14 protein-coding genes are annotated in these 12,696 nt (G+C 62.9%); 2 read left to right on the forward strand and 12 right to left on the reverse strand.

From position 1 onward, the window contains the following. The first annotated feature begins 133 nt into the window (after positions 1-133). Complete coding sequence (locus tag AC0L3L_RS32355) at positions 134-988, forward strand: sugar phosphate isomerase/epimerase family protein (RefSeq protein ID WP_473641246.1); 855 nt, start codon at positions 134-136, stop codon at positions 986-988. On the opposite strand, the gene phnE (AC0L3L_RS32360) is transcribed toward AC0L3L_RS32355, so the two are convergent. The 12 genes from phnE (AC0L3L_RS32360) to phnG form a co-directional block, all read right to left on the reverse strand. Beyond that, positions 985-2,553: a phosphonate ABC transporter, permease protein PhnE gene (gene phnE / locus AC0L3L_RS32360; RefSeq protein ID WP_473641248.1), complete on the reverse strand. Its 1,569-nt coding sequence runs from the start codon at positions 2,551-2,553 to the stop codon at positions 985-987. The genes AC0L3L_RS32355 and phnE (AC0L3L_RS32360) overlap by 4 nt on opposite strands. Positions 2,554-2,557: 4 nt before the next feature. Further along, on the reverse strand, positions 2,558-3,532 hold the full coding sequence (gene phnE, locus AC0L3L_RS32365; RefSeq protein ID WP_473487829.1) for a phosphonate ABC transporter, permease protein PhnE: 975 nt from the start codon (positions 3,530-3,532) through the stop codon (positions 2,558-2,560). Positions 3,533-3,606: 74 nt separating this feature from the next. After that, positions 3,607-4,515, reverse strand: a complete 909-nt coding sequence (gene phnD / locus AC0L3L_RS32370) for a phosphonate ABC transporter substrate-binding protein (protein WP_473641250.1) — start codon at positions 4,513-4,515, stop codon at positions 3,607-3,609. 143 nt (positions 4,516-4,658) lie between these two features. Further along, positions 4,659-5,516: a phosphonate ABC transporter ATP-binding protein gene (gene phnC / locus AC0L3L_RS32375; protein WP_473641252.1), complete on the reverse strand. Its 858-nt coding sequence runs from the start codon at positions 5,514-5,516 to the stop codon at positions 4,659-4,661. A 352-nt stretch (positions 5,517-5,868) separates the two neighbouring features. Next, entirely contained in the window at positions 5,869-6,309 is a 441-nt protein-coding gene (locus AC0L3L_RS32380) for a hypothetical protein (protein WP_473487832.1), read from the reverse strand. A 79-nt stretch (positions 6,310-6,388) separates the two neighbouring features. After that, the gene (locus AC0L3L_RS32385; RefSeq protein ID WP_473641254.1) at positions 6,389-7,006 is read right to left on the reverse strand and encodes a DapH/DapD/GlmU-related protein; all 618 of its coding nucleotides are present in this window, start codon (positions 7,004-7,006) and stop codon (positions 6,389-6,391) included. Then, a complete protein-coding gene (phnL, locus tag AC0L3L_RS32390; protein WP_473641256.1) occupies positions 7,003-7,710 on the reverse strand; it encodes a phosphonate C-P lyase system protein PhnL in 708 nt (235 codons plus the stop codon). Before phnL ends, AC0L3L_RS32385 begins: the two co-directional genes overlap by 4 nt. Positions 7,711-7,765: 55 nt before the next feature. After that, positions 7,766-8,542: a phosphonate C-P lyase system protein PhnK gene (gene phnK / locus AC0L3L_RS32395; protein WP_473641257.1), complete on the reverse strand. Its 777-nt coding sequence runs from the start codon at positions 8,540-8,542 to the stop codon at positions 7,766-7,768. Then, positions 8,539-9,450, reverse strand: coding sequence for an alpha-D-ribose 1-methylphosphonate 5-phosphate C-P-lyase PhnJ (locus AC0L3L_RS32400; RefSeq protein WP_473641259.1), 912 nt, complete (start codon positions 9,448-9,450; stop codon positions 8,539-8,541). Before AC0L3L_RS32400 ends, phnK begins: the two co-directional genes overlap by 4 nt. Beyond that, positions 9,447-10,556, reverse strand: a complete 1,110-nt coding sequence (locus AC0L3L_RS32405) for a carbon-phosphorus lyase complex subunit (protein WP_473641261.1) — start codon at positions 10,554-10,556, stop codon at positions 9,447-9,449. The genes AC0L3L_RS32400 and AC0L3L_RS32405 overlap by 4 nt, the downstream gene beginning before the upstream one ends. A gap of 1 nt (position 10,557) precedes the next feature. Next, positions 10,558-11,169: a phosphonate C-P lyase system protein PhnH gene (gene phnH, locus AC0L3L_RS32410; protein WP_473641263.1), complete on the reverse strand. Its 612-nt coding sequence runs from the start codon at positions 11,167-11,169 to the stop codon at positions 10,558-10,560. Next, positions 11,169-11,633 (reverse strand): phosphonate C-P lyase system protein PhnG, encoded by a 465-nt coding sequence (gene phnG, locus AC0L3L_RS32415; RefSeq protein WP_473641265.1) that lies wholly within the window; start codon positions 11,631-11,633, stop codon positions 11,169-11,171. Before phnG ends, phnH begins: the two co-directional genes overlap by 1 nt. Before the next feature lie 121 nt (positions 11,634-11,754). Between phnG and phnF the strand changes: the two genes are divergently transcribed. After that, the gene (phnF, locus tag AC0L3L_RS32420) at positions 11,755-12,507 is read left to right on the forward strand and encodes a phosphonate metabolism transcriptional regulator PhnF (protein ID WP_473641267.1); all 753 of its coding nucleotides are present in this window, start codon (positions 11,755-11,757) and stop codon (positions 12,505-12,507) included. Positions 12,508-12,696 lie beyond the last annotated feature (189 nt).

A 12,696-nucleotide genomic window follows, 5' to 3' on the forward strand; every position in this document is an offset into this window, starting at 1 on the left:
CTCGGGCCGGATGGCCATCCGACCCGAGGCACAGTCGCTTCCATCGCACAAAAAACCTTCCGTGCAGATACAAGGGGGCTTATGGCGAAGTCGGCGGAGGAGCCAGCCGTCCGTCAAATGGGGAGGGGCGTCGATGAAAATCGGCATGTGCATGTTCTTGTGGACGACGGCCGTGTCGAAGAGACACGAGCCACTGCTTAGGGATATCAAGGCGACCGGCTTCGATGGCGTCGAGATACCGATCTTCTCCGGCACGCCGGACGACTACAAGAAGCTCGGTGAACTGCTCGACCGCATCGGACTGGAGCGCACCGCCGTTTCGGCGATGGGCGATCCGGCGATGAATTTGATCTCGGCCGATGCCTCAACGCGCAAGGCCGGCATCGACTATATGAAATGGGCGATCGACTGCACACAAGCGCTTGGCGCCAAAACGCTGAGCGGCCCGCTGCATTCGACGCTCGGCGCCTTCTCCGGCAGTGGGCCGACGGCGGCGGAGAAGAAGCGCTCCGTTGCCTCGCAACGCGCCATCGGCGACCATGCCGGCAAGAAAAACGTCACCATCGGGCTGGAGGCGCTCAACCGCTTCGAATGCTATCTGCTCAACACGATGGACGATCTGTCGGAGCATGTCGACGCGATCGACCGGCCGCATATCAAGGCGATGTACGACACTTTCCACGCCAATATCGAGGAGGCCGACCCGATCGGCGCCTATACGCGCCACCGCAAAAATATCGTCCATATCCATATTTCGGAGAATAATCGCGGCGTGCCTGGGCGCGGTCACATTCCGTGGCAAGAGACGTTTTCGGCGATCCGCAAGAGCGGCTATGACGACTGGCTGACGATCGAGGCCTTCGGCCGCTCGCTGAAAGATTTGGCGGCGGCTACCAAGGTGTGGCGCGATTTTTCGGAAAGCCCGGAAGCCGTCTACCGCGACGGCTACAAGCACATCAAGAGCGGCTGGAAGAGGGCCGGAGCCTAGGACGCAGCCTTCCTCTCAGGCGATCTGAGCTGCCGCCGGACGGGCGGAAACGCGCCGCTCATCGTTGCTGTTGCGACGGTCCCCATCAGCTTGCGGCGGAGATAGCTGGAGATGTTGTCGAAGATGAAGACGACGAGCAGAATCAGCAGAACCATGTAGAAAACATTGGCCCAGTTGGTGTTGGTGCGCATGGCCTCCCACAATTTCAGGCCGATGCCGCCGGCGCCGACAGCACCGATGATCGTCGCTGACCGGGTGTTCGATTCCCAGAAATAGAGGGATTGGCTGAGGAACACCGGCAGAACCTGGGGCAGCACGCCGTAGCGCTGCACCATTGCCGGCGTGGCGCCAACCGAGCGGATGCCCTCGCGCTGCTTGTCGTCGATGTTTTCCAGCGCCTCGGAATAGAGTTTGCCCAGGGTTCCGGTGTCGGTGAAGAAGATCGCCGACATGCCGGCCAGCGGCCCCGGACCGAAGCCGCGCGTGAAGAACAGCGCCCAGATCAGCATGTCGACCGAGCGCTGGAAATCGAAAAAGCGCTTTGTTAGCTGGTTGGCTATCCGGCTCGGCGTGACGTTGCGCGCAGCCAGGAAGGCGAGCGGAAAGGCGACGATCGAGGCCAGCACAGTGCCGACAAAAGCCATGACGATGGTTTGCAAAAGTTTCAGCCAGACGTCACCGTGCTGCCATTCGGCGTTGTTGAGGACGTTATCCCAGGCGAGCGCTGCGTTTGACCGCGACGGGTCGATGCGTGCCCCGGAAACGACCAGTGAAGCGACCTCGCCGAACGGCTTTCCCCAGAATGGCGAATTCGTGTCGAACACGAAATTGGCCCAGCCGAAGAAACGTCTCCAGGCGACCACTTCGTCACTTTGCACCTCAGCGCGGCCGAGAAATCCGAACGAGACATAGGCTGTCGAGCCTGGCCTGCGTTGCTCGATCCAGTCAGGCAGCGGTGTGCGCGGCGTGACGGAACTGTCCTTGGCGATGTCGAAGATGACGCTTTCGGCGCCGCGCGTCACTGTGACGAGGTTTGGCGTGATGGCGATCCGGCCATTGCCAAGAACGACGGTCGCCGCCACGACGGCGTTTTCGCGCACCGTTTCAGGCACAGCCGGAGCGGGTTGGTTTGACGGGGCGGTTGGGCTCTCGGCGGTTGGCGCGCCAGGCGCCATAAACGAATCCTGCGACGACTTGTTGGTCGCGATTGCCGGTGCTGGTGCTGCGTCGACCCGGCGCTCGATCACACCCATCTGCTTGGCCACCCAGTCGGGATCTGGATTGGATCCCAGTTTGGAAAAGCGGGAGTAATCGATCGTCAGATAATTGTCCTTGAATTCGATGTCGGGCCGGATTTCGTAAGACACCCAGTCGGCGAGATACGCGCCGGCAAGGTTCCAGTTCGCCTTTTCAAGAACGCTGGCGATCGAGAAGAACCACGCGCAATAGAAGGTGTAGAGAATGCAAAGAAGGATGCCGATCGGGGCGGCGTAGCGCTTCCATAGGGAGCGCCGGAACGCATCCGGATGGCGAATGGCGATGTCGTTGATGGCATCGGCGTTCATTCGCTTACTCTCCGCGCCCGTATGCGAACGCCTGCCGACCGACAAGACGATGTCTCAGCCATGCCGAAAACTGGTCGACGGCGACAATCGTGCAGAACAGCAGGAAGACGATGGCGATGGTCTTGGCCTCATGGCCTCGGCCGATCGAAAGACGCAGCGATTCACCGATGCCGCCGGCGCCGACGGCGCCGAGAATGGTCGAAGCGCGCACATTGATCTCGAAGCGGAGCAGGAAATAGCTCATGAGATTGGGCAGGACCTGGGGCACGATGCCGAACCACACCCGCTCCACCCAGTTGGCGCCAACGGCGCGCAGACCTTCTTCAGGCTTCATGTCGGCATTCTCGACCACTTCGAAGAACATTTTTCCGAGCGCGCCGACGGTATGGATGCTGACCGCAATGATCGCCGGAATGGGTCCTAGCGAGAAGATCGCCAGAAAAAAACCGGCAATGACAATTTCCGGAAAGGCGCGGACAATTTCAAGGAAGCGGCGCGTGGCGAAACGGAGCCAGCGGCTGGCCGTGATATTGCCTGCAGCTAGGAAGCAGAGCAGGAAACCGAATGTGGCGCCTACCAGCGTTGAAAACAGGGCGATGTTCAGCGTCTCGATCATCCGGTGGAAATACTCCGGAATGTAGATGCTTTGGGTCAGATAGACCCGGCCTTCTGGGTAGTCGAACTTGAGGCTGCCATCGTCATAGGGGGACGGCAGGTCGAACAGCGCGCGCACCGGGTCGAACCAGTCGCGTGGCTTCAACTCGGCGAAAAAGTCGGCGACGTAGGGAAGGCGGTCGAAGAACTTTCCGGCGTTGGTTTCGTTGGCGAACCAGAGCGAGCCAGAGAGTGCAAGAAATAGGAAAACCAGGCCTCCGATCGTGTAAAGGCGCCGGCGAGCGGCGAGGTCGCGCCAGTGCCGCTCGACGGTGGCTCCCTCCGGGGAAAGGGCAGGCGCGCGGTAAACGTCGGTCGCACTCATCGATAGATCCCCGGCCCCTGATGCGGCAACGCCGCCGGCGGCTCATGGCCCCGGCGGCGTTTTGGCAGCTTGCTTTACGAGCCGATCTTCGCCTTACGGGCGTCGATGATTGCCTGATAGAATTCCGGGGTAACCGGCGAATAGCCCTTGTAATCGCCGCCTTGTATCGCCGAGAAACAGGCCGGATCGGTTTCCGGAAGCTTGGTCAGGAAGTCGGTGATCTTCTGCTTGGCGCCGACGTCGATCGACGTACGCACGACCAGCGGGCCGTTCGGGATCAGCGGCGACTGCCACAATTCGACGAGGTCATCCATCTTGAGGACGCCCTTGTCTACCATCTTGCGCAGATTGCCCGAGCTGTAGCCGTCCTTGAAGTCGCCGACGCCGGAGGCCCAGGTGGTGCCGGCATCGAACGTACCCTTCAGGACTTCAAGGACAAGCTGTTCATGGCCGCCGCCGAAACCGGTCGACGCGAAATAGCTCTTCACGTCCATGCCGATGTCCTTGGGCAGTGAAGTGACCGGGATCAGGTAACCAGAAGTCGAATCGGGATCGGCGAAACCGAGTTTCTTGCCCTTCATGTCGGCGAGCGTCTTGATGCCGGAATCAGCACGGGCAACCATGACCGAATGGTAGCCGGTCGAACCGTCGGTCTGGACCGTCGTCAGGATCGGCTGAACCGCGTCCTTGTTTTCGAGATAGATCTTGGCGTAGCCGGAAGCGCCCAGTTCGGCAAAGTCAAGCGTGCCGCCGAGCAGGCCCTGGGTGACGCCGTCGTAATCGGCGGCCGGGAACAGCGAAACTTTCTCGACGCCGAGGACTTCTTTGATGTGGTCGGCGAAGCACTGGTAATTGCGCAGACGGTCGGCTTCGTTCTCGCCGCCCAGAATGCCGACGCGGAACTCCTTCAGGTCCTGTGCCTGGACCGTGCCCACCGCCATGGCGAGGATGGAAACGGCACCGAAGACTATCTTTCTAAACATTTCGCGTCTCTCCTGTTGGTTCCGGCATCGCGCCGGCAGCGTTCGAATTTTGACAGCGCCCTTGACGCGGGCTGGCGATCCAGGCGCTCTTCGGTTGTCCATGACCTTTCGTATACCGGTATCCACTTTCCGGGATCATGGAACTAGTAGCCTGGAAATGCGGGCTCGAGCGGTCCGGTGGATGCGGCGATTTTTTGCTTGATGGTGACGCTGGTCGAGGTGATGGCCTCGGAGATTTCGCCGCCATTGCTGTCGGCGCCGTAGACCATGCGCACAGCCTCGCGGTTGAGCTCTTCGGGTGGGCCGTCGAACACGACCTTGCCGGCGGCCATGCCGATGATGCGGTTGCAATAGGTGCGCGCGGTATCCAGCGTGTGCAGATTGGTGACGACGGTGAGGCCCTCGCGCAGATTGATGTCCTGCAGCGAATCCATCACCACTTTGGCGTTGAGCGGGTCGAGCGAGGCGATCGGCTCGTCGGCGAGGATGACTTTCGGCTGCTGCATCATGGCGCGGGCAATCGCAACGCGCTGCTGCTGGCCGCCGGACAACGTGCCGGTCGGTTGCAGCGCCGTGCGGGCGATGTCGAGACGCTCGAGCGCCGCGATCGCCTCGGCCCGTTCCTCGCGGGAGAAGACACCGAGCAGATTGACAAGGGTCGAGCGGTGATTGAGCCGGCCGAGCAGCACATTGGTCAGCACGTCGAGACGCGGCACCAGGTTGAATTGCTGAAAGATCATGGCGCAATCGCGCTGCCACCGCCTGAGCAGCGAACCGCGCAGGTTGGAAACTTCGGCGCCGTCAAAGAAAATCGAGCCCTGGCTCGGATCGATAAGGCGGTTGATCATCCGCAAAAGCGTCGACTTGCCGGCGCCCGAGCGGCCGATGATGCCGACCATCTGCCCGTGCGGGATCAAGATGTCGACATTGCTGACGGCGGTGTTCCTGCCAAACCGGCGGGTGACACCGCGGATCTCGAGCGTGGCTGAGGTTGCTGACATAGGCAAGTTCCAGTCCAGTCGCGTTTCGAAGGTCCGTTAACCTTCGCTAGCGCAGCCGCATGAAACCGCGGTGTCGGATTGATGTCAGTTTTGTTACCGTCCACAGGTGCAGAGGCGACGCGCTGTCAACCCAGGACCAGGGGGTCCTCGAGAATGTATGGCAGACGACAGTTTGCCGGGCTCGACGAGCAAATTGTATGCGCTGTTGGAGCGCTTGCCGAGATGCACGGGAGGGTTCGGGTTAGAGCCGGCAAAAATCCGGCTAGCGAAGGTTTCACGGAGTGAAGCATGGCGATCTCCAGGGAAGACCGCCTCCTGTCCGAGTCATGTGTCATGCATATGAAAGGAACCTTCAAAGACAGGGGTTTAACAAGGGCTCGCGATCGACTTCGAGCAACTTGTCCATGTTGGCGGTGCTCTGGCTGGGATCGACAGACTTGAGCGAATTGTAGAGTGCCATGCTCTCGCCCTCCAGCTCACAAGAGGCGGTGCCGCGTTGAGCTTGGCGCGCACGGATCTGGTTCTGCCGTTCGTCCAGCGCAGCTTGCGTGGTGTCCGAGTTCCTGATGATGAAGGCGTTCATGCGGTCGATCCCTGACTGAAGGAAGTCGAGAAAATCACGATCTTGCTTCGGAGCGCAGTTTTCACCGATCGCGTGGATTGATGCATAGATCATCCAGATGCAAAGGACCGCGCCGCGAGGATCCATCTTCGGCACCTGGTTGGCAGGCGCTTGTTGAGGCAAGAGAGTCACCAGCGCAACCAGGCAAAATCCTACCCATCGTCTGATCATGCCAATCCTTACGTTTTTTTCTTACGACTTTTTGCCCGGCAATCGTCAATTAAAAGGCGACAGCGTTGAGCAAGGGACGTTAGCCGCCATATTTTTCCAGAAACGCTTCCGCCGCAAGCGCGCGGAAATCGTCGAGCGCGGCGCGTAGTTGGGCGTGGTCCCAATCCCACCAGGCGAGTGCCTGATAGCGTTCCACCGTGCGGCGGTCGAAACGTTCGCGGATCGGTTTGGCCGGCACGCCGCCGACGATGGTGTAGGGCGCGACGTCCTTCGACACCACGGCGCCGGCGCCGACCGCCGCGCCATCGCCTATGGTGACGCTGGGCAGGATGGTCGAGCCGTGGCCAAGCCAGGTGTCGTGGCCGATGGTGACGCGCCTGGCACGGCGCTGGGCAAAGAATTCGCTCTCGTGCTCGGCGTCGTCCCAATAGTCCGAGGCACGATAGGTGAAATGGTGCAGCGTTGGCCGCCAGGTCGGATGGTTGGTGGCGTTGATGCGCACGCTGGCGGCGATGTTGGCGAATTTGCCGATCGTCGCGCACCAGGCGCTGCAGTCCTGCATCATGTAGGAATAGTCGCCGATCGTGCTCTCCGAAACCCGGCAGCGTTCGGCGATCTCGGTCCAGCGACCGAGCGTCGAGTTCTCGACTTCCGCCGTTTCGTGGACCAGCGGCGTTTCCGACAGTTTTCGGGTCACGCGGCGATTTTTCCGGCGGCAAAAGCGGTCACGTCGATGACGCGGTCGGCCACTGCCTCGCTCACGTCGTGGTCGTGGAAGATGCCGAGCAGGGCGACGCCCGCCGCCTTCTTGGCCGCGATCAGCGCAATCACCACGTCGCGGTTCCTGGCGTCGAGCGAAGCGGTCGGCTCGTCGAGCAGCAGGATCGGGTGCTCGGTGATAAAGCCGCGCGCGATGTTGACGCGCTGTTGTTCGCCGCCGGAAAAGGTCGCCGGCGGCAGCATCCAGAGCTTTTCCGGCAGGTTGAGTTGCGCCAGCAAGGCGCGCGCCTTGCCGCGCGCGACCTCACGGTCCTCGCCGCGCTCGACCAGCGGTTCGGCGACGACATCCAGCGCCGAGACGCGCGGCACGGTGCGCAGGAACTGGCTGACATAGCCGATCGTGAGCCGGCGCACGGCAAGCACGGTGCGCGGGCTGGCCGTCGCGAGATCGATGAGCCCGTCCTCGTGCTGGACGATGATCTGGCCTGCATCGACGGCATAGTTGCCGTAGAGCATCTTCAGGATCGAGCTCTTGCCGGCACCGGACGGGCCGCCGAGCACGGCACATTCGCCGCTCCTGATCGAGAACGACACGCCGGTGACGACAGGCAGTTTGATGCCGTCGCGCAGATGCATGGTGAAGCTCTTGGCGACATCGGAGACGACGAGCGGGGTTGCCATCAGAAGGTGCTCCATTCGCCATTCGTTTGCGGGCCAACACCCGGAACAATCATCTTCACACCTGCAATATCGAGGAAACGAGAAGCTGGGTGTAGGGCGCGCGCGGGTCGTCGAGCACGCGGTCGGTGAGGCCGCTTTCGACGACGCGGCCGTCCTTCATCACCATCATGCGCTGCGACAGCAGACGTGCCACCGCAAGATCGTGGGTGACGACGATGGCAGCGAGGCCGAGATCGGTGACCAGGCCGCGCAACAGATCGAGCAGGCGCGCCTGCACGGAAACGTCGAGGCCGCCGGTCGGCTCGTCCATGAACACCAGCGGCGGCCCGGTGACGAGGTTGCGGGCGATCTGCAGGCGCTGGCGCATGCCGCCGGAAAAGGCGCGTGGTTCGTCGTCGATGCGGTCCTCGTCGATCTCGACGCGCGATAGCCAGTCGACGGCGGTAGCGCGGATTTTTCCATAGTGGCGGTCACCCACCGCCATCAGCCGCTCGCCGACATTGGCGCCGGCCGACACCGTCATGCGCAGTCCGTCGGCAGGGTTCTGGTGGACGAAGCCCCAGTCGGTGCGCATCAGAAAACGGCGCTCGGCCTCGCTCATGCGGTAGAGCTCGCGGAACTGGCCGTCGCGCATACGGTAGCTGGCGGTGCCAGAACTCGGCAGCAATCTGGTCGAGAGGCAGTTGAGCAGCGTCGTCTTGCCGGAACCGGATTCGCCGACCACCGCCAGCACCTCGCCCGGCCACAGGTCGAAGGTCACGTTCTCGCAACCAACGCGCGAGCCGTAGAATTTGGACAGCGCTGAAACGCGCAGCAGTGGTTCGTCGGTCATTGCGCCGGCTCCCTTTTTTCCAGGGCAGGAGGGGTTTCGGCCGCAAGGTGGCCGCGATGGCCTTGTTCGCGCCGTTTCTCGCAATGATCGGTGTCGGAGCAGACGAACATGTGGCCGCCATGGTCGTCGAGGATGACCTCGTCGAGATAGACGTTTTCGGCCGCGCACAGCGCGCAGGGCTGGTCGAAGGTCTGCACCTCGAACGGATGGTCCTCGAAGTCGAGGCTGACCACTTCGGTAAAGGGCGGCAGCGCATAGATGCGCTTCTCGCGGCCCGCGCCGAATAGTTGCAGAGCCGGCGAACGGTGCATCTTCGGATTGTCGAACTTCGGCGTCGGCGAGGGATCCATCACATAGCGGCCCTCGACCTTGACCGGATAGGCGTAGGTGGTGGCGATGCGGCCGTGCCTGGCGATATCTTCGTAGAGTTTTACATGCATGAGGCCGTATTCTTCCAGCGCATGCATTTTCCGCGTTTCCGTCTCGCGCGGCTCGAGGAAGCGCAGCGGCTCGGGAATCGGCACCTGATAGACCAGCACCTGGCCTGCGGTCAGCGGGTGCTCGGGGATGCGGTGGCGGGTCTGGATAATGGTCGCCTTGGCCGTCTCTGTGGTTACGGCGACATTGGCGACCTTCTTGAAGAAGGCACGGATCGAGACGGCATTGGTGGTGTCGTCGGCTCCCTGGTCGATGACCTTCAGCACGTCGTCGGGCCCGATGATCGATGCGGTGACCTGGACGCCGCCGGTGCCCCAGCCATAGGGCATCGGCATCTCGCGCGAGGCGAACGGCACCTGATAGCCGGGAATGGCGATGCCCTTGAGGATCGCGCGGCGGATCATCCGCTTGGTCTGCTCGTCGAGATAGGCGAAGTTGTAGCTGGCGATGTCAGCTGGTCGCGCGGTCATTCCGCGGCCTCCCTTTTTTCTTCCATCTTGCCGTTCTCGCGGGCGTAATGCTCGGCGCGCATGCGGCGCACCAGGTCGAGCTCTGCCTGGAAGTCGACATAGTGCGGCAGCTTGAGGTGCTCGACGAAACCGGTCGCCTGGACATTGTCGGAATGCGAGATGACGAATTCTTCGTCCTGGGCAGCGGCGACGACATCTTCGCCGAATTCGGTTGCACGAAGCGCGCGGTCGCATAGCGCCATGGCCATCGCCTTGCGCTCGCTCTGGCCGAAGACGAGGCCGTAGCCGCGGGTGAATTGCGGCGGCGCCTTGGCCGAGCCCTTGAACTGGTTGACCATCTGGCACTCGGTGACACGCGCAGTACCCAGCGGTACGGCGAATGGCAGCTCCGGCACGTCGAGTTCCAGCTCGACCTCGCCGATGCGAACCTCGCCGACGAACGGATGGTTGCGGGCATAGCCGCGCTGGGTGGAATAGCCGAGCGCCAGCAAAAAACCCTCATCGCCGCGTGACAGCGCCTGCAGGCGGATGTCGCGCGCCATCGGGAATTCCAGCGGCTCGCGGGTGATATCGCCGGGGACATGGTCCTGCGGCATGTCACCATCGGGTTCGATCAGGCCTTCGCGGGCGAGGATGGCGGAGACGCGCGGCATGGCTTCCGCCTCGCTGGCGCGCTGCAGCGGCTCGGCGACATCGCCGCCGGCCGCAAGCTCGGGATCGAGCAGCCGGTGGGTGTAGTCGAAAGTCGGGCCGAGCAGCTGGCCGCCGGGAAGATCCTTGTAGGTCGCCGACACGCGCCGCTCGACCAGCATCGCGCCGGTGTCGATCGCCCTGGTGTAGCCGAAGCGTGGCAGCGTGGTGCGATAGGCGCGAACCAGGAAGATCGCCTCGATCATGTCGCCGCGCGCCTGAACGATGGCCAGCGCCGCCAATTCACGGTCGTAGAGCGAACCTTCGCTCATCACCCGGTCGACGCCGAGCGCCAACTGCTCGACGATCTGGTCGAGGCGGAGCGCCGGCACGGAACGGTCGCCGCGGCGGCGGTCGGCAAGCAGGGCGTGGGCGTTGGCAATGGCCGCTTCACCGCCTTTTACTGCGACATACATATCACGCCTCCATGGTCTTGATGCGCGTCGTGCGCGGCAGGCAGGCAACGCCTTCCGGGGCGGCGAGGATAATGTCGACACCACGGGGAAAACGCTGATTGTTCTGCTTCCATTGTTCGACGAAGTGGCGCGGCATCTGCGCCGGCGCGATTGTCGCGGTTCTTTCGATGCCAGGACCTTCGAGCAGCAGAGGGGCGCCCGAGACGAGATCGCTCACCTGCAGGATCAGCGTCGTCGAGCGGTCGGGATAGTCCTGGGTGCCTTGTGAAAAGCCGTCGAGCGCCATCATCTCGGCCGGCGTGGCGATCAGCGCGAAATGCGCATCGGCCGGCGTGTTGGCCAGCGGCGCGCCGGTGTGGAAACCAAGCCAGGATTTTACCGCTGCCGGGGCCTGCAAAGCGAGATCGAGCCAGAGCGGCGTGTCGTTGTCGCACAGCGCCAGCGCGATGGCGCCCGCGGTGGCCGACAGTGGCGCCGGCGGGCGGGCAAAGATCGGCGTGGGCTGCAGGGTGCCTGGCCGCGCCATCGCATCCATCACGGCGCGGAACACTGTCTGGGCGTCGAACACCGGATCGGAAAAGCCGCCCTCGATCGCTTGCGTTGCGATGTCCATCAGTCTTCTCCGCGCACCATGGTGAAGAAATCGACCTTCGTTGCCGCCGTCTCGGCGCGCCGCCGTTCACGTGCGCTGGCCAGTGCGGCCTGCAGCGGCGCAATGAGTTTGGTCTCGACCTCGTAGCGGCGGGTGGGATCCTGCCAGAGCGCGTCGGCGATCGCCGCCAGTTTTGCTTTCTGCTTGTCACGGCCGAGCGCGTAGCAGTGGCCGACCTGCCCGGATGTGAGCCGGACGGTGGCGCGGGTGACCGTCGCCTCGCCGACGTTGAATGGCGCGCCGCCGCCGCCGATGCGGCCACGCACGGTGACCAGGCCGGTTTCGGGGCCGCGCAGGAGTTCTGCTTGCGAAGGCAGGCCGGCTTCGTTCCAGAGACGGACGATATCGTCGCCGGTCGATTGCGCCAGCGTCGCCATGATGGCCTTGCGCTCAAGCTGCTGATCGCGCGCTTCCTGTTCTCGCATGGCGCCGTTCCTTCTCGTTCCAATTTGTATAATGATGTAGACAATTATACAAATTATACCTATTCTCTAAAGCCTGTCCATGACGGATGGATGACACGGCGAAAAAGCCCGGGGCAAAGAGATGATCGGTCAGCAGATGGCCAGCAGCTTGGAGCGGCGCAGCGGCGTCTCGCTGTGGCGGCAGATCGCCGAGCAGATCCTGCATTCGATCGCCGTCGGCGACTTTGCCGAGAATGCTGCGCTGCCACCGGAAGTTGCACTGGCCGAGCGCTATAGCGTCAACCGCCATACGGTGCGCAGCGCCATCGCAGCACTGGTGCAGGATGGCGTGCTCCGGGCCGAACAGGGGCGCGGCACCTTCGTGCTGTCGCGCAAGCGCCTGTCCTATCCGATCGGCGCGCGCACCCGGTTTTCGGAGGGCTTGCAAGGGCAGGCGTCGGAGCGTCGCAGCGTGCTGCTCGAATCGGCGGTCGAGCCGGCCAGCCGGCGCGTCGCCGAAGGGCTGGGGCTCGCCAAGGGTTCGACTGTCATACGCCTCGAGACACGCGGCGAAGCCGATGGGCAACCGGTCTCGCGTGCCACCGGCTGGTTTGATGCGGGACGCTTCGCCGGCATCGATGCCGCCATGGCCGAAACCGGATCGGTGACCGCCTCACTCCAGCGTTTCGGCATCGCTGACTATCTCAGGCAATCGACGGTGTTGTCGGCCCGCCACGCGGACGCCACCGACCTTGCCGATCTCGATCTGCAGCCCGGCGCCATCGTGCTGGTCACGGTCGCCGTCAACGTCACGCCGGACGGCCAGCCGATCCAGTTTGCGGAGTCGCGCTTTTCAGCGGAGCGCGTGGAGCTGAGGCTGTCGGTGAACGATTAGCCTTCAACGTCGTCATCCTTGGGCGAAGCAGGAGCGCAGCTCCGTCGCGAAGACCCAAGGATCCATGCCGTGACCTCGCGCGAAGAGTAAAGACGGCGCAAGACAGAGGTCGTTCTGTACTGCTGCAACGCTCGTATGTAACGGCATGGATCCTATGGTCTTCGCCGCGTCGCTTCGCTCCTTTGCTCC

Source organism: Mesorhizobium sp. WSM4849 (assembly GCF_055811385.1).